The sequence below is a fragment of the Streptomyces sp. CMB-StM0423 genome, from assembly GCF_002847285.1.
Taxonomy (GTDB): domain Bacteria; phylum Actinomycetota; class Actinomycetes; order Streptomycetales; family Streptomycetaceae; genus Streptomyces.
Genome location: NZ_CP025407.1, coordinates 2,850,895 through 2,869,537, shown reverse-complemented (window position 1 = coordinate 2,869,537; position 18,643 = coordinate 2,850,895). Strand labels below are relative to the sequence as shown.

Below are 18,643 nucleotides of genomic sequence, written 5' to 3'. Positions count from 1 at the left end.
AGCTGGGTGGTAGCTGCGGGTTTCACGTGTTCGCAGGTCGGAGGCGTGGGAGGGCTGCCGGGAGCGGTGTGTGACGGTGCGGTCACCGTCACGGTGGCTGGATTGTGGCTGGATGATCTGACGTGCCGTCATGTGCATCGTGTTGAGTGCGCGTACGGGAGGGGGCGTCCCAGTCGTGGTGTAGCGGATCCGGCATCACGACTCGGCAGGCCATGGCCCCGAATGAGGCCCTCGCTCTCCCGCAGCCGTGTGCGAGGTACTTCTGGGCACGGGTGACGGCAACGTAGAGGGGGCGTCGCTCGTCTGCCTCGGCGCCGAGGTAGTGGGCCGCGCCCGGGATGGGGTCTTCTTCGACACGTGGATGACGCCGAGTCCGTCCCCGGCCGGAGGCGGGGAAGGTGTTCTTGCACAAGGCGGGCAGGAAGAGCGCGGGCCACAACATGCCCTTGACCTGGTGGACGGTGGCGATGACGACGGCGTTAGGCTAGGCGTAGCCGTTGTCCCGTTGGGCTCCTCGTAGCAGTCGGGTGCCTGGGGCTCGACCCATCGGGCGAACCCGTCGAACGCTGCTCGGGTTCGCTGGTGAGGCGGAGGCGCTCGAAGTCTCCGGTCGCGGTGGAGAAGCGGCCGAAGTTGTAGTAGACGAGTTCGCCCCGCTCGTTCGGAACGCGCTCCTCGCGCAGCTCCACGGCTTCGAGGAAGACGCCTTGGAGCGTGGTCGAGTCTTCAGGGCTTTGAGGCATCCCACTGCATGGCGGCGGTGAGTATGGGAAGCCAGGCGCGGACGTCGCCCTCCGCAAGCCCGTGTGAAGGTGCAGGCGGAGGGCGGACCCGCGGAAGTTCGTGGCGACGATCCAGCCGAAGGAGGTTGCCCACAGCCCCCAGGCAAGCAGGAACGGTCCACCATCCGCCGTGTGCTTCCCCTTCCTATTGCGCGGCGGGTTGGCGGTTGTGGCGGGGGAGGTTTGCGCTGCAGGTGGCGCGGCCGTGGGGGCCGGTGGCGGTGGCGCGTTGGGCGAGGTTGCCGCGGATGGCCAGGGTGCAGGTGGCCTGGCCGCCGTCGTCGGGGAGGATGAGGGAGATCGTGGGGGTTTGACCGAGGGGAACGCGTACGGATTTCCGCCAGGGCAGGGCTGCTTCCTGGATCATGGTGCCGGCACCGGTGGTGCTTCGTGCGATGTAGGTGATCTGGGCGGTTCCTTGGCCGTCGACGGTGTACGTGACCGGGGCGGTGGGCACGGGGCGTTGTTCGGGTGGGGCGTCGTTGTCGCGAGTGAGGGTGTAGCCGAGGAGGGCAGCTGCCGCCAGCGCGGTGGCGGTAAGGGCGGCGGTGAGGGTTCGGCGGTGCCGCGAGAGGAATCCGGGTGGCGGGTGCGGATTATCCTTTTCGGCTTCCGCGGTCGTCGCGGTAGGCATGGGTGAGGATCCCTTCGCCTTCGGGCGCTGAATTCCTGGCAGGCCGAGAGTGTCACATGCCCGCTCGCCGGGGAAGAGTGGCTATCCCTTCTCTCGTTCTGGCGAGAATTCACCGTGCACGGGTGAGTCCCAGTTTCCGGCGGCAACGCGGTTGCGGAGCGCCCCCGCTGTGGTGCGTTGACCAGGGAAGCTGCGGGACTCACTGTGTGTAAGCGGCGCCACGCTGCGTCGCTCATTGAGGCGAGTTTATCCAGATTTCCTTGCATATCACCGATCGCTTGACAGGTACACCACCGTCCGTTGAAGATCGGGCGACTACCCCCCATGCACTGCGTGCTTTGTGCTGGCCGGGCACCTGCCCGTCCGGTTATTCGGCGTGCCGTTTTCCCGTGTGTATTCACGCGCGGGGAAATGGCGTGAAGGGGTGCTGGATGAGGGCTCGGCTGGGGCGGTTCGTTTCGTCGGCGGTGGCGGCGGCTTTTTTGGTGACGCTGTTGCCGCAGCCGGCTTTTGCGGCGGGTTCCACGCCCGGGGCCGGCGGGGTCGTCGACACGGTCAGGGACTGGTTCAGCGACGACGATCCGGATGATGACGAGCCGCCGTCGAGCGACAGCATGAACCCTGCGAGCCGGGAGAAGCTGCCTGCGGGCAAGGCGGAGCCGGCGGCGAAGCGGGTGAGGGAGCTGACCGGGCGTCGTACGCCGGAGGCGCGGTTCTGGCGGATGTCGGACGGCGGGGTCGAGGCGGAGCTGGCCGCCGCACCCACGTCGTACGAGACCCGTGGCGGCGCCTGGAAGGCGATCGACACCGCGGTGACGGAGTCCGACGCCAAGGGTTACGCGTACGCCAATACCACCAACCTGGCCCGTAGTTACTTCGGTGACTCGGCCGAGCGGCTGCTGAAGGTCGAGGCCCAGCTGGGTCAGTCCGTGACGTTCGGGCTGAAGGGCGCGAGCGGTGGGCTGAAGCCGCGGGCCGAGGGCGGCACGGTCACCTACCCCGACGCGGTGAACGGTGCGGACATCTCGTACCGGGTGGGTGCGGGGGAGGTAAAGGAGGACATCGTCCTGGGCGAACGGCCCGGTGGGCCGGTGTCGTTCACCTTCACCATGGACGTCACCGAGGGTCTGACGCCCGAGTCCCGCAAAGACGGTTCGGTTGCCTTCTTCCACGAGACCAGCCCGGATCCGGTGCTGGTGATCCCGGCGCCGTTCATGACGGATGCGGCCAAGGACGCCTCCTCCCCGTATGGGAAGGCGTGGAGTCCTAAGGTCACGCAGAAGCTGAGCCGGGACGGGAAGCGGTGGCTGCTGACGCTGACGCCGGATGCGGGGTGGCTGGCTGCGAAGGAGCGGCAGTACCCGGTGAAGGTCGACCCGACGATCACGATCGCGCCGTCGTCGGCCCAGTCGCAGGACGTGATGGTGCTCTCCGATGAGCCCGGGGTGAACTTCGCCCCGGCGTGGAATCTGTCGGTGGGTACCACGCCGACCGGTGTGGCGCGCTCGCTGATCAAGTTCCCGTTGAACGAGATTCCGGCGGGTGTGACGGTGGATTCGGCCCGGCTGAGTCTGTATTACGACCAGACGCACACCACCGGCGGCAAGAGCGTGAAGATCGAGGCGCACGAGGCCACCGGACCGTGGGACGAGACGACGGCCACCTGGGACAGCACCAAGGACCTGCTGGGCGATCTGTCGGGTACGAAGGTGCAACTCGACGACGGCCGCGCCGGCACCGCCGCGGTCGGCGACTGGATCCGGGTCGCGGGGGCGGGGATCGAGTCGGACTACCGCTACAACCAGAACTCGGCGACGGGCGAGTCGTACACCTGGCAGCCCGAGGTGCCCGAGACCGCCAGCTACCTCGCGGACGTGTACATCCCCGGGGTCGCCGATGCGGCGTCGGCAGCGCCGTACGAGATCAAGCACCGCGGCGGCACAGCGAACTTCACCGTGGACCAGCGCGGGACGTCCGGCCGGTGGGTGGACCTGGGCACGGAGGAACTGAGCTACGCCAAGGGCACCGCGAACACGATCAAGCTGGGTGACACCGGGGACGCGTCGGGCAAGAACGTCGCGGACGCGGTGCGGCTGGTCAACCGGGCGGAGCTGTGGAAGGACGCCGGGGAGTACAACGCGTGGCACAACTTCCCGGTGAAGAACTCGGTGCAGGAGTGGGTGAACGGCACCCTGCCCAACAACGGCTTCGTACTCAAAGCGTACGACGAGGCCCCCAGGGATGAGGACGCGCGGGGCGGGCCGCGGTACGAGGCCGGCGACGGCTCCTACGGCGGGGAGACGTCCACCATCCCCAGGCTCACGGTCTCCTACGGCCGCATCGGCACCGCACTGGATTCACCGACTGTGGTGCACGGCACTGGCCCCGAGCTGCACTGGAAGCCCTACACCAACACCACCGCCGATGCCGGGGCGGACTTCGTCGAGTACCAGATCCACCGCTCCACCCAGCAGGCATTCACCCCCTCCGCGGCCACACTCATCGCCCCGATCGACGATCAGCAGAGCGACGATTTCACCGATACGACCGCGGTCCCGACTCCGGACTCGTCGGTGGACGAGATCGGGAAGTCGTACTACTACCAGATCGCGGTCAAGACAGCGGACGGTGACCTGCTGGGCTCACCCACGCGGATCGTGGGCATCCCCAAAGCAGGCCGGACCATGAAACTCATCCAGGGCTCCGCCAACGCGGCGGTGACCGACACGACGCTGTCCTCGGCTCAGCCGAACACCAACCAAGACACCATCGAATCCTGGGGTGTGGGCCAGAACTGGCTGTCGGTAGGCAACAACTCCGACACCCACGGGACCACCCGCGCCGCACTGGACTTCGACACCTCCACCATCCCCACCACCGCGACCGTCCTCGAAGCCCAACTGCAGATGTGGGGCACCGAAACCACCCGGGACACAGGGTCGACCGGCGCGGGCTACGAACTGCGCGCCCTCGACCGCGGTTTCGATGAGACCACCGCGACGTGGAACAACGCCACCGCCACCACCGCCTGGACCAAGCCCGGCGGGGACCACAGCGCCACCGTCTCGTGGACCGTGCCGCAGTGGAGCAGGGAGGTGGGCCGCCAGACGTGGAATGCCACGTCCATGGTCCAGGGCTGGACCCGTACGCCCGAGTCCAACAAGGGCGCGATGGTCAAGCTGGCCGACGAGTCCGCGAGCGGGCCGCGGGAGCGGTCACTGTGGTTGTCGAGCGAGGGCCAGGATCAGCAGCTCGGTCCGCTGATGCGCGTCATCTACGTCGACGCGACCGCCGAGTCGACGTACTACGCACCCGGCACGCCGCAGCGGATGACGCCGAACAGCACGTACAACGTCGAGGTCACGTTCACCAACACCACCAGCTTCACCATGAACGAGGCCAATCCTGATGGCTGGGGGCTGTCGTACCGGTGGACACTGCCCGACGGCAGCACCCCGCCCGGCCTCGGGCAGCCCGTCGTCACCGGGTTGCCGGAGAAGATCCGACCGGGTGAAGAACGCACGGTGATCGCGCAGGTCAAGACCCCCATCAACTCCGATTCGGGCAACAAACGCACCGAGTACAACCTGACCTGGGACGCCTACGCCCCCTCGCTGGACGCCTGGCTGTCCGACCGCCACCGCATCCCCGCCCTCACCCAGCGCGTCGCGGTCGAGGACCCTACGTCCGACGAGCTCGGTCTGGAGAAGTTCTACTCCTACACCGGCACGTCCACCGGCGCCGGGTCGGCGGTGATGAACAACACCGCGGCCGGTAACGCGGTGTGGTCCTACGACGCCTTCACCAACCCCGGCCGCGGCCTGAACACCTTCTTCCGCGTCGCCTATAACTCCCTCGACACGTCCGACACCATCACCGGCCACGGCTGGTCCGCCCAGGCCGCCGGCCCACTGCGCCTGGGCGCCCCGCTGGACTTCCACCCCAACCCGCGCCCCACAGAGGTCCGCTGGCCGGACGGCGACGGCACCACCCACATCTTCCGCAAGCAGGAAGACGGCACCTTCAAAGCCCCCGCGGGCGTCCACTACAAGCTCGCACCCAAACAGGACGTGGACTGTACCCCGGCGAAGGACCCGATACCGGACGCCTGGACGGGGACCCGCCCGGACGGCACCCGGTTCCTCTTCGGCTGCGACGGCTACCTGACCTCGGTTGTCGACCCCAACGGGAACACGCAGACGTACACGTACACCGAGCGCAAGTCCAACAACAAGCCGGTGAAGTTCCTCGACTACATCACCGACCCCGCCGGCCGGAAGTCCCTCGAGATCGACTACTACCAAAAGGGCGACACCTCGTGGGACTTCATCGACGACACGGGTAAGCAGGTCGCTGGCACGGGGAAGCTGACGGAATCCAAGATCTACGACCACATCAAGTCGGTCACCGACATCTCCGGCCGAAAGCTCGCCTTCTTCTACACCACCAAGGGCCTGCTGGGCCGCATGACCGACGGGGCGGGCAGCGCACAGCCCAAGGAATTCGACTTCACCTACGACGCCGGCCAGGGCAACAAGAACGTCAAACTCACCGGCATCCAGGACCCGCGCCAGAACACCACCGCACTGGACTACAACACTCCCAGCGCCGGGGACGACCCCAAGTACCACTGGTGGACCAAGACCATCACCGACCGCCTGCAGAACCCCACAGGCTTCGTCTACGCACCGAACACCGGCAACGCCAAGTTCACCGACACCACGGTCACCGACGCCCAAAACAAGGCGACCACCTATGTGACGGACGACTTCGGCCGACCGGTCAAGACCACCAACGCCAAGAACGAAACCACCGAACTGTCGTGGGACGCGGACAACAACGTCACCCTCCTCCGCGAGGCCAACGGCGCCGAAACCGCCTACTGCTACGACCCCGCCACCGGCTACCCCCGCTGGCAACGCGACGCCGAACAGAACAAGGCCGCCGGCGGCGTCCCCGACCCGGCCGTCTGCACCGACGGCGCCACCCCCGACAACGCCACCGTGTACGAGTACTCCCCTCGCGTCGGGGACGCGTACGTGAAGGACCTGTGGCACAAGACCTCGCCTGAAGGCCGCACCTGGACCTTCACCTACGACGCGTACGGCAACCTGCTCACCGTCACCGACCCCAAGGGCACCGCCACCGAGGAAGCGGGCGACTACACCACCCGGTACACCTACGACGCCCACGGCCAGCTCCAGACGGCCACCGACCCACGCAACAACACCACCATCAACGCCGCCTTCACCCCCACCGGCTACCCCCAGCTGATCACCGACGCCAAACAGCACCAGACCGGCTTTGTCTACGACGAACGCGGCCAGGTCCTCAAAGTCACCGATGCCCTGGACAAGACCACCACCCAGACCTACGACACCTACGGCCGCCCCGGCGAGAACGTCGTCCCCAAAACCGCGAGTGAGTTCATCACCACCCCCGCCCCGGTCTACGACGCCAACGACAACATCACCCGCGCCACGGCGCCCAACGGCGCAGTGTCCACGGCGGTGTACGACGAGGCCGACCAGGTCACCTCGGCGACCGCTCCGGACAACAACACCACCGGCCGGGAGACCCGCTACACCTACGACCGCGTCGGCAACCTCCTCACCACCACCGAACCCAAGGGCGTCGCCACAACAGACAACCCGGACGACTTCGTCACCACCAACACCTACGACGCGATCTACCAGCTCACCGACGTCGTCAACGCCGACGGCGACAAGCTCTCCTACCGCTACGACGACGTCGGCAACGTCACCCACGTCATCGACCCCAAGAAGAACACCACCCCCGACACCACCGACTTCACCACCCACACCACCTACGACCTCAACCACCGCCCGGAAACGGTCACCGACGCCGCAGGCGAAAACACCAAGACCACCTACGACAAGGACTCCCTGGTCGTCGCCACGACCGACCAGGCAGATAAGACCACCGAGGTCGACTACGACGAACGCGGCCTGCCCATCGCCCAACGCGTCCCCTACGACACCGACGCAGGCACGGTACGCACCACGAAGTTCACCTACGACCAGGCCGGCAACCCCACCGAGGTCGAAACCCCCCGCGGCGTCAACACCGCAACCGCCGGCGACTTCACCCACCGCACCACCTACGACGAACTGAACCGCCCGGAGCGGCAGTACCAGCCCTACGAACCGGCCGACGCCCGCTACAACAACCCGGACGTCTACACCGAGACGCTGTACGACGAGGTCGGACGGGTCAAGACGGTCTCGGCACCCCCCTCGGAGGGCCAGACGGTCCGAAACGAGACCACCTACGAGTACTTCGACAACGGCTGGATCAAGACCGCCACCGACCCGTGGGACATCGTCACCCGCTACGACTACAACGACCTCGGCCAGCAGAAGAGCCGAGTGATCTCCGCAGGCGGCTCCTCCGAACGCCCGATGGACTGGGCCTACTACCCCGACGGGTCCCTGCAGACCAAGAAGGACTCCGGCGTCCCCGACGGCTCCGCCGTGGTCCTGGTCGACAACTCCGACACCCAGCACACCTCCACCTCCGGGTCCTGGAAGGCATCGAAGTCCATCGCACTCTCGGGCGATCCGACGGACACCGGGTTCAACCACCGCAGCCAGGCATCAGGAACCGGGACGTTCACCTGGCAGACGGTCATCCCCCGCGACGGCGAGTACACCGCCTACGCCAAGTACCCGGCCAAGTCGGACGCCGGCACCGCCACCTACCGCATCGACCACGCGGGCGGCCCGGCGACCAAGAAGATCGACCAGGCCGAGAACGCCAACCGCTGGGTGAAGCTCGGCACCTACCGCTACAAGCAGGGCACCAAGTCGATCACGGTCTCCGGAACCGGCCAGGGCACCGTCAGCGCAGACGCCGTCAAGCTCGTCCGCTCGTACGATGCGGCAGCTGACGCTGAGGAGAAGGTCTTCGGCTACCGCTACGACCTCAACGGCAACCTGACCGACGTCGACGACACCTCGTCCGGCACGCGGATCGACGCCTACACGATGGCCTACACCGGGCTGAACCAGCTTGCGAAGGTCACCGAGAACCTGGCCGGCGAGGAGAAGAAGTCCACCGCCTTCACCTACGACGCCAACGGCCAACCGGAGACCTCCACCCACCCCGACCAATGGGCCGGCTACACCTACAACGCACGCAACCTGATCGAGACCGTCAAGATCGCCGACACCACCTCGGAGACCGACCCGACCCGCAAGACCACCAGCTACACCTACACCCCCCGCGGCATGGTCGATGTAGAGACCAAAGCCAACGGCAACCTGCTCGACCACGACTACTACGCCAACGGCGCGCTCAAGAGCAGCCGGGAAACCAACGACGGAGCCCCGGTTGCCTCCCACGCCTACGACTGGGACCCCAACGGCAACAAGGCCAAAGACGTCTTCAGCCGCATGAACGCCGACACCGGCGCACTGGCGGACACCACCAGCACCTACACCTACGACCCGGCGGACCGCATCGCCAAGCTCGACAAGGCCGGCCTGGGCGCCGGGATCGAGACCTACGTTCACGATGCGAACGCCAACGTCGTCGAGCAGACCGTCGACGGTGTGAACACCCGCTTCGACTACAACCTCAACCGGCTACAGCAGGCCACCGCCACCGGCGACGGCTCCGGCGGAGTCACCTCGGCATACACCTACGACCCCTACGGCCGCCTGGAGGCGGTCACGGCCGACGGCAAGATCCTGGAGCAGAACACCTACGACGGCTTCGACCACGTCGCCGAACACACCAAGCTCCAGGAAAACGGCACCACGGCGACTACGAAGTACACCTACGACCCCCTGGACCGAACTACCTCCAAGACCACTGGCGCCGGCACCTCAAGCCCGAAGACGACGGACTTCACCTACCTCGGCGTGTCGAAGGAAGTCCTCGACGAACGAGTCGGATCCGAGATCACCAAGTCTTACCAGTACGGGCCGTGGGGACAACGCCTTTCGCAGATCACCCACAAACCTGACGGCACCCAGCAACTCGGCGTCTACGGCTACAACAGCCACTCCGACGTCGAGACCGTCACCGGCGAGGACGGCGACACCGACGCCACCTACGGCTACACCGCCTACGGCTCCAACAACGACGCCGAGTTCACCGGCATCGACAAGCCGGACCCCGCGAATCCCGACGAGGACGCCTACAACCCCTACCGGTTCAACGCCAAACGCTGGGACGCCGCCACCAGCACCTACGACATGGGCTTCCGCAACTACAGCCCCGGCCTCAACCGCTTCCTCACCCGCGACACCTACAACGGCGCCCTCGCGGACATGCAACTCGGCACCGACCCCACCACCGGCAACCGCTACGCCTTCACCGGCGGCAACCCCACCACCAACATCGAACTCGACGGCCACCGCCTCGCCTGCGGCGGAGGCGAAGGATCAGGCGCGCTGGACGTCAGCTGCGGCACCGGCAACGAGACCCGCGCCGACGGAACCCTCTCCTTCGACGGGGAACCCACAGGCGGGGTCCGTGCCGCCTTCACCTTCGAGGGGGAACTCTACGAGGGGATCGCGAACGCCGACACGGGAGAACTCGACCTCTTCGGCAAGATCAAATACCTGAAGAACCCGGACAAGGCCGTCGGTTACATGTGGCTGGGCGACCAGACCCCTCCCGCCGACGAGTACTCATGGTTCGACAAGGCGGGGATCTTTGCCACATCGTTCCTGCTCCCAGACCCCGCCACTTGGAAAGAATGCTTGACCGACCCGAGCCTGGGGTGCCTGGCAGAAGCCCCCGAACTGATCCCAGGCATAGGAAAGGCCGGGAGTCTTCTCCTCAAGGGTGGGGCAAAGCTCCTGAAGAAGACCTTCGGGAAGTGCCACAGCTTCACCCCCGGCACCCGCGTCCTCCTCGCCGACGGCAGAACCAAACGGATCGAAGACATCGAGATCGGTGACCGCGTAGTCGTCACCGACCCCGACACCGGCGAAACCACCACCCGCACCGTCAAACGACCCATCACCACCCACAGCGACAAGAAATTCGTCCGCCTCACCCTCACCACAGAAGACGGGCAAACGGGTCAGCTCACCGCCACCACCACCCACCCCTTCTGGGCCGAGTATGCAGGCGAATGGATCGACGCCGGCGACCTCCTCCCAGGCACAACCATCCGCACCACCACCGGCGACACCGCCACCGTCCAGGCCGCCGACCACTACACCAAGCGCCAGACCACCCACGACCTGACCATCCGCGACATCCACACGTACTATGTGCTGGCGGGGGTCGCACCGATCTTGGTGCACAATGCCGACTGTGATGACCTGGTGTCCAAGCCGAACGCACTCGCGCGTTCGACCGGGTATTCTGCCAAGCAAATCAAGGAAGCCATCCACAAGGTAAAGGGCCAAGGCGGTTGGCGTGGGATAGGCGGCAATAAGAACCCTGATATGCTAATCGATCCTACGACTGGTGAAGTGTACCCCCAGATGCCAGACGGAAGTCCTGGTGACAGCATTGGGAATATTTTCGACTATCTCCCGGAGGAGCCGTGACGGAGGAGTTGGGTGATCGCTGGATCCTTGGGCTGCGAGGTTCCCCAGTTGTATCCGTGTCGGTATCTCAGGCTTCGGATTATCAAGAGTTGGCACTGATGCTGGACTGCGGAGCCGGGCTAACAATCAGAGGTCCGGTGTCCCTGACCCATGGTGCAGTCTCGGCCCCAGGTGCGGTTCCGCTTCTCGGTGAAGAGTGGCAGAAACTGGTCGGTGCGACCATTGTATCGGCGGTCGCATTCAAGTCTGGGGCTCTGCGAGTCGTGTTCAGTACGGGGCATCATTTGAATGTTCGAGCGGGGAGACCTGAGACGATGGTTCGTATTCAGAGGCCAGATAAATTCGATTGGTCGTATCACGGGGGATCGGGTGTCATGAGGACTTTCGGCGACGCTGCTTTGTAGCGGGGAACCGGTAGGGCGCCCAGGAGCAGCGACCCACACGTTGGGATGAGAAACGTAGATGGGCAGCTGATCGACTCGTTCGGGAATACGGCCACTCGGAAGAGTCCCGGTAATCACACGCCCATTGAATGGGACTTGCGATGAAAGACTATAGGGAAGTCGACCAGCTCGCCGTGTACCACCTGGAAGAGAGCTATGTGCTCGACATGGCTTCCCGATTCGGTAATCTGACGTACGAGATAGATCTTGCCCTGCGCTCCGAACACCCCGAGCATGCCTCACCCGCACCTGGAGAAAGGCACTGCTACAGGTGTGGGTGGTTGAGGTTTTCTCAGGTGTCTGAATCGCATTGGATTGATCAGGGGTTGCGGGGCGGGTGGGAAGGATGTCGCCGGGTGAGTGCGCCCCCAGGGATGTCCGTAATGGCTGCCCACGACCCATACGTGCGTTCGTTCGAATTCCGCGGTCCACCGTGTTACGTTGCCGCCCCTCGAGGGCTGTGCCGCGTCGTTCCTTGTGGATTCTCGCCGGACAGCCGCCTTTCCGACGCCTTTTGGAGGTGCTGCGTGGCCGCACGCCGCAAGCCGAACCGAAGACGATCGATCGTGCGAGCCGGACTCGCCACCGCGGTGGCCCTGGCGGCCACCAGTGGAGCTCTGCCGTCGCTCATGACCACCGCCCACGCCGGACCCATTCCGGTGACGATCCCCGCGCCCGACCGCTTCAAGCCGGTCGCCAATCCGCTGTACGGGGCCGGGCCCGGCGGCGTCGTGGAGCGCACGGAGGTCGCGGACGCGAGCGCGCTCAGCTACTACCGGTGGTTCCCGGACGACGGTACGCCGGTCAACCTGCCCGCCTCACGCCCGAGCGATGACTCCAACCCGATCAACGGAAGAGACCACGTCTCCGTCACCAGCGGGGACACCGTCGCGATCTACATCTCCCCGAGCAAGGTGCTGGTGAAGGACATGGAGTCCGGCCCCACCACGACGTACACGCTGCCGGCAGGCCACTTCTACCGGGGCGTCTTCGGCTCCACCGTGCTCACCGCCACCAAGGACGCGAACGGCAAGCGCAACGTCCTGCACGTCCTGCGGATGGCGGACGGGCAGCTCATCGACACCCTGGTCACTGGCCTCAACGGCTGGGTCGCGGAAGACGGCATGACGCTCGGCGGCGACGACCGCTCGGTCGCGATCTGGTATGCCCACCCCGACGGCACCCGCGGCGTCGGCCTGCTGGACCTGGCGACCGCCGAGGTCACCCCGGTGCTGCCGGGCGCGACCGGCGCGAACGCCGAGGTCGTGTTCTCGGACACGCACATAGCCTGGTACTCGCCCGAAGGCGGCAACACCACGGCCCGCGTACTTCCCCGCGCCACCCCGCAAGCGGCCGCCACCGAGATCGAACTCGGCTCGGACGACGAGGGCACCCCGCACCTCGGGCTCGTCGGCGACTGGCTGCTGACCACGCGTGAGTTCAAGCAGGACACGGACGACCTCCGCGGCCGCGAGGGCGCACCCCTCACGGCCCGGCCGATCGGCGGCGGCGAGCCGGAGACCCTGCTGGAGCACGCCCGCTGGCGGATGGCGCAGGTCCCGGGCGGCGGCGTGGCCGTCACAGGCGGCACCTCGTCCCGGGACTGGGCCGTACACCGCGTCCACATCGGCGACGACAGGGCGCCCGCGCTGCGGAAGGTGCGCGCGGTGGCGCCCAAGCAGGCCGATCTAACCAACCTGTCGCTCACGGCCGGACAGCTCGTCACAGCCGAGAACGACGCCACGTACCTGCCTGCTCTCTACCAGCGGGACATCGGCGCGATCCCGTCGGTGGGCGAGCGATCGCTGCTCGCGCGCCCGGACGCGCAGGCCACCGGCTACACGGAGCAGCGCGTCTACCAGAACCGGCGTCCAGTCGGCACCGGAGACGGCCGCACCGTCGTCGCCACCCTCGACGCGAATGGCGACCAGGTACTGGTCGTACTGGCGCCGGACGGTACACGGACGGTTGTACCGGCCGTGGACCCGGAGACCGGCGAGAAGATGCCGACGGGCCCCGATCACAACTCGTTCGTCCGCTCGGCCTCCGGCCGCTACGTGGTGTTCGGCGGGAGCGGGAGCGGGACGGACGACCGGCAGTACGTCGTCGACCTGGACGCCTTCGGCGGACCTAAGGTGATCCGCGTTCACCGGGGCCTGGGCGGGCTCGCGGTGTGGGGAACCAAGCTGTGGATGCCCGGGGTCACGGAGGGCACGCTCCAGGCGGTCGACCTGAAGACCGGCGAGGTGGCGGAGACGGAGCCGTTCACCTTCAACGGCTGTGCGCCCAAGGAGATGCAGGCCGTGGGGCACTGGGTGTACTGGGACTGCGATCCCCGGGGGATCACCGACTCCGGCCACGGCGTCTACAACACGCAGACCCGGCGGACGTCGTACACCCCGCGCGGTGTTCTCGGCGACGGCTACGTGCTTGCGTACCAACGCGAACGCCTCCGGCTCCTCCTCACCCCGATCGGGGGTAACCCGTACGTCGTCGAGAGCTTCGCGTCCCGGTACCAAGGCCCCCTCGTGGAGACCGATCGCTTCGGCGGCACCCTCGCCTACTCCAAGGAGGACGACGCCCAGATCACCGTCGTCGACTCGGGCGTCGCTACCGCCCCGGTGGCGGAAATCGAGGCACGCGTCGAGCAGTCGGTTAACCTGGCATCGCCAGCCGACCCCAGGTGGGACGCCGACTGGCAACTCTCCAAGCCGGCCACCGGCACCCAGGTGATGATCCGGGATAAAACCGGCCGCACGGTACTCACCGCCCCGGCCGACGAACACGCCGCCGCCGTCGCCTTCTCCTGGGATGGCCGAACCGACAACGGCCTCTACGCCAACGAGGGCACCTACACCTGGGAACTCACCGCCGCCCCGGCGGACGGCAGCGGTGCACTGCTGAAGACCACGGGCACGATAGAACTCACCAACGCCCAACCCACGAATAAGAAAACTCGGTAACCGCCCCAACACCCCCAATAAACAAAAGCCCCCAAGCAGACACCGCCACGTAGCCCCTCCGGCCTCCGGAGGGGCTACGCACCCCCGGCAAAAATAATCCTCGGGGTGCTTACCTGGGGAAGTTATTCTTGCCTCAGGTCGTGCTTGTCGTGTCTGTCAGGCTAAAGGGGATCCGAATCCAATCAATCATATGCTTATGCGAAACGTTAGGTATTCTGGGTCGTCAGTCTGGACACCAAGAAGATGGAGCTGATCGGCGACTATGAGAACGCCGGGCCAGGTCCTCCCCTGCCAGGCCAGGAAGGCGATCCCGTGCGACGCCGGCCCGTAGATTCAGGGTAGACATGGGTCATAGCGCCTCGTTTCGGGTGGCTGGATTCTGGCTGGATCCGTCCCGGCCCTCCGGTGTTTCCGCAGGTTAAAACTGTGCATCCGGTGTTCCGCTTCAACGTCTAGGCTCCGCGGTAGCGCGAACTTGGCGAATCAGCAAACCGCCAGGTCAGCCGGGTGCGACCCGAATTCGGGTCACACCCGCACACGTACGGTGGCTGGATCTTGGCTGGATGACCTGACGGCTCGTCACCTGTCGTCATCTGTCGTTCTCCGCACGCTGGCTGGATTTTGGCTGGAGAGCACCGAACGGCGGGTCAGCGCAGGGGGCATGCGCCGACGGCGTGTACGCCGGCATCGGCCGAGCGTTTCGGTGAGCGCACCCGGGGATCCGGTGTGCACGAACGGCCGTGCCGCAGCCCGCGTGGCCGCCGGGCGGGGCCGCCCGGCCGTCCCGTGCGCTCGTTTGGTCGCAGGTTCGAGCCCCGGGCGGGGGTCCCAGAACATGGGAACAGGCAGGGAACCCGGAGATCGGGGGTCAACTAGTGATCACTACCACCATCCGGGTCAAGCGATAGACCTCCGGTCGCTGGTTTGTGTCCAGGGCAGGGCACCACACAGATGGGAACGGTCATAGGCCATGGTCACCGGGCGCACGGATCACCATCGAGTCCACTTTGCCCCTCTGAGGCCCCAGCGCTTGCCGAGGGGTCGAGTCCTGGGTGGGGCGGTAGCGGGCACAGAACATGAGCTGACTCACCTGCCCACCGGCCAGCCACGACATGGACTGGCCCCACTGGATCAGCGACGCTGCGCTCCCTGAGCGGCTACCGGCCGTTCATATATATGACCATGGCAAGGAAAATCCCTCCGATAGTTACTGCGAGCAGCCGCAGCCTCCAGGTTACGGGATGGGTGATCACTCGCTGAGCCACAGCCGAATGTCGGTGGAGGAGGCAGCCGGCTAGATCGAGGCAGGCCGCTGCAACCCCCGCCATCACGATGAAAGGCGTGATGGTGTGGACGAGTTCCCTAAGCCCGGGCAGAAGCTTCCCACCAGATACGGACTGCGTCCCCCATGCCACCCCCGGGCAGAGTGTCCACGTCAGCGTGACAGCCGTCCAGACTTGCGAGGGAATCGATGGCTTTACGGAGCACGGCTCGGCAGTGGCCATGGCAAGATTCTGAGTGCCCCCAATTACGGTAGGACCGCTGAAGACGTTGTGGTGAATCTCTGGGCCATGGTCAGAGTTCCGGCTCATGGTCCGCCTCCGGCATGTGGACGATTTGAACGCCGCCGATCTGCGTCGGACCGCGGAACTGATTGTCATGGATGTTCAGTTGGATGTCGGGCTCTGACGTGCTCAGGGTGTCCCGTAGCTGCCGCAGAAGCTGATCGTCGACAGACGCAAGTCGACGGATGGATTCGTGCACAGCACTTCGCAGCGTCGCAGGATCCGCTCCACGTATACGATCAAGGTCCTCGATCTGAGGGCCTTCCGCGCTTCGTGAACGCCTCAAGATCGCGCTCAGTCTTGGACGCACCGCCGTGTAGGCGTCGCTGACCAGCAGCCCTGCTAGCGCTGTTGTGACACTCTCAGTAATGGATCCAAGATCCGACATGGCATCACCAGTCATCTCGAAATCACCAAGCGATTGGATGAACGGTCTGTGTGCTGCCGAACAGCACCTGATCGCCTCAATTACGCAGTTCTTCGCCGTATGGAACCCGGTGTCCAATCTCGGGATCAACCTCAAAGCGCCAGCAACTTGATGGAGGCGTCCCCCCGGGTCCGGAGGATTTCAGGGTGCGCTCCTGTATTGCGAGGAGGGCGTTCTGGCGCGCCCCCGCTCCGAAACGCGCGGTAGTCAGTGGCTGGGGGTCGTCAACTGCTTTCTTGTACCTTGGCGAGCACTCCGTGCTCGTTTGGCTCGTAGGTGCGCGCCTGGTTCTTGGAGATCTTTTTCTCTACCTCTGTCTGCAGGTCAATGCTGTTCATCTCGGCCAAGGCGGTGAGGTGTCTCGAACTCGAGGTCATCAAGCTCGTGGAGAGGTACAAGTAGTGAGGCGTTTCTGGGACTGGTTTGGCGAGCGAATCGACAGCTACCTGCAGTTCCCGGTGCCGCTTAGGTGGGTTGTTGCAGTAGTTGCCTTCGTTTCCATGTTTATCGCTCTCTCGGGAACCTCCCCTCGTCTGCAATGGCCTGTTTCGGTTGTGGTTGGCGGAATACTCTTCGTGTTGGCATTTGGTAGGCCTCCTGATGCGCAGGACTGACGCAAAGTCCGGGTCTGTGCAGGAGTTGGTGGAATTCCCGGGAGCTTCCTCGGTGCCCTTGTTCCCTTGTCGTGATTGGAGTCTCTTTACTTGCATCAAGGGGCTCGACCCAGCCCGCTCGATGGGTCGGGGTCGGGCGAGGGGGTGCGGACGGATCATGCAGAACATCCGGCGGCCAGATAACCCCGCGGCCGAGCACAGGGGTGCACGCGTGGAGCCTCGAGCGGCCCGTGGATCCATCGAAAACGGGGGGCATGGACCGGCCGTTTCCGGTGGCTGGATCGTGGCTGGATCCCGCTCGGCTCTCCGGTGTTTCTGCAGGTCGAAACGGGGGTTCGCGCTGGTCGACGCGGTCGATGGCCGAAGCAACCGGCATGTCGCAGTCGGCGGTCTCCCGGATCTGGCGGGCCTTCGGTCTCAAGCCCCACGCCGTGGAGACCTGGAAGCTGTCGACGGATCCGGAGTTCGTGACCAAGGTCCGCGACGTCGTGGGGATCTACATGGCTCCGCCAAAGAACGCCCTGGTCCTCGCGGTGGACGAGAAGTCGCAGATCCAGGCCCTGGACCGCACCCAACCAGTGCTGCCCATGGCGCCGGCGACGCCGGCGAAGATGACCCACGACTACGTCCGGCACGGCACGACCAGCCTGTTCGCCGCCCTGGACATCGCCTCCGGGTCGGTCCTAGCACAGCACTACCGCCGCCACCGCCACCAGGAATTCCTCCGCTTCGGAAAGGCCGGGACGGGCATTCCGGCAGGACCGTTCGGGTGCCGGGAGGCACGGAGCATGGGCCGCCGACCGGGCCGGTGCCGGCAAGCGGGTGGTCGGCGCAGCGGACACCGTCCTCCAGCTCCGGGAAACCCCTGGAAGATATGTGACCGCCGTCACTGCTCCGACACACTTCCGTCCGGTCGTCCCCGCTGGTGCAATGCCTGGAATGCCGGAGACGGGATCCCGGCTACGACGGGGGGAGTCGGCTGCTCGGCCCGCGGCGGCGCGAACCGCGCCGGGGCCCGAGGCGCCACGGCCATCTCAGCCCGCCGCCCCCACGCTCCCGCCTGCACACGCCCCACCGCGCGCGACACCGCGGGCCGGTGCTGCGCGCGTACGTCCGAGGCCACGTACGGAGAGGAAGCGAGAGGCGCATGAGATCACGCATCAGACCAGGTTTACGGCGGCTGGCCGCCGTTGTGGCGGCAGCCGTCGCCGTACCGGTCGTCCTGGCCGTCGGCGCGAGCGGGACCGGCGGATCCGCCGACGCGCCGCCGGCCGCCCCCGCCGCCTTGGGGGAACCGGCGTACGCCGTCGAGGACTTCGCCTATCCGGGGGCGGACGAGATCCTCGCGGAGCGGGGAATCCTGCTCAAGCGGGGCAACGGGCACATCACGCTCACCGACTGCGGCCCCGCCGGGCTGCTGGAGGTCTGGGCGCGCAGCAGCGAGAAGATCTGCTTCCAGGTCACCGGGGTCGAGGGGTACCTGAGCCTGGAACTGCCGTCGGTGTACGCGATCAAGGGCAACGACTACGCGGCAACGGCCAACATGACCGTCGACGGTGAGGAGACCTCCTTCGACATCGCCGAGAACTCCTGGACGCCGGTGGGGGAGAGCGCGGACCCCGAGGGGCGTGAGCACATGCTCGTCGAGCTGATCACCGCCCGCTGAGGACCCGCCGCTACCA

8 protein-coding genes and 1 pseudogene are annotated in these 18,643 nt (G+C 66.1%); 5 read left to right on the top strand and 4 right to left on the bottom strand.

Annotated features, from left to right (window positions below; translation table 11 throughout):
* Positions 1-88: 88 nt before the first annotated feature.
* The 3 genes from CXR04_RS35785 to CXR04_RS35775 form a co-directional block, all read right to left on the bottom strand.
* Complete coding sequence (locus tag CXR04_RS35785) at positions 89-442, bottom strand: hypothetical protein (protein ID WP_234380190.1); 354 nt, start codon at positions 440-442, stop codon at positions 89-91.
* Positions 443-927: 485 nt separating this feature from the next.
* A complete protein-coding gene (locus CXR04_RS35780; RefSeq protein ID WP_234380189.1) occupies positions 928-1,416 on the bottom strand; it encodes a hypothetical protein in 489 nt (162 codons plus the stop codon).
* A gap of 397 nt (positions 1,417-1,813) precedes the next feature.
* On the bottom strand, positions 1,814-2,032 hold the full coding sequence (locus tag CXR04_RS35775) for a hypothetical protein (protein ID WP_234380188.1): 219 nt from the start codon (positions 2,030-2,032) through the stop codon (positions 1,814-1,816).
* Here CXR04_RS35775 and CXR04_RS36410 point away from each other — a divergent pair.
* The 3 genes from CXR04_RS36410 (at position 2,031) to CXR04_RS12050 (ending at position 14,355) form a co-directional block, all read left to right on the top strand.
* Positions 2,031-10,949: a DNRLRE domain-containing protein gene (locus CXR04_RS36410; protein WP_267898187.1), complete on the top strand. Its 8,919-nt coding sequence runs from the start codon at positions 2,031-2,033 to the stop codon at positions 10,947-10,949. The genes CXR04_RS35775 and CXR04_RS36410 overlap by 2 nt on opposite strands.
* Entirely contained in the window at positions 10,946-11,353 is a 408-nt protein-coding gene (locus CXR04_RS36880) for a DUF6188 family protein (RefSeq protein ID WP_442802370.1), read from the top strand. Before CXR04_RS36410 ends, CXR04_RS36880 begins: the two co-directional genes overlap by 4 nt.
* Before the next feature lie 605 nt (positions 11,354-11,958).
* Positions 11,959-14,355 (top strand): FlgD immunoglobulin-like domain containing protein, encoded by a 2,397-nt coding sequence (locus tag CXR04_RS12050; RefSeq protein WP_159072308.1) that lies wholly within the window; start codon positions 11,959-11,961, stop codon positions 14,353-14,355.
* A gap of 1,575 nt (positions 14,356-15,930) precedes the next feature.
* Here the strand turns inward: CXR04_RS12050 and CXR04_RS34810 are convergent.
* Positions 15,931-16,425, bottom strand: a complete 495-nt coding sequence (locus CXR04_RS34810; RefSeq protein WP_159072307.1) for a hypothetical protein — start codon at positions 16,423-16,425, stop codon at positions 15,931-15,933.
* Positions 16,426-17,296: 871 nt separating this feature from the next.
* Between CXR04_RS34810 and CXR04_RS35755 the strand changes: the two are divergent.
* Both CXR04_RS35755 and CXR04_RS12030 read left to right on the top strand, forming a co-directional pair.
* Positions 17,297-17,698: pseudogene (locus CXR04_RS35755) on the top strand (IS630 family transposase); the annotation flags it as partial.
* A 410-nt stretch (positions 17,699-18,108) separates the two neighbouring features.
* Positions 18,109-18,627 (top strand): hypothetical protein, encoded by a 519-nt coding sequence (locus CXR04_RS12030; protein WP_101421838.1) that lies wholly within the window; start codon positions 18,109-18,111, stop codon positions 18,625-18,627.
* Positions 18,628-18,643: the final 16 nt, after the last annotated feature.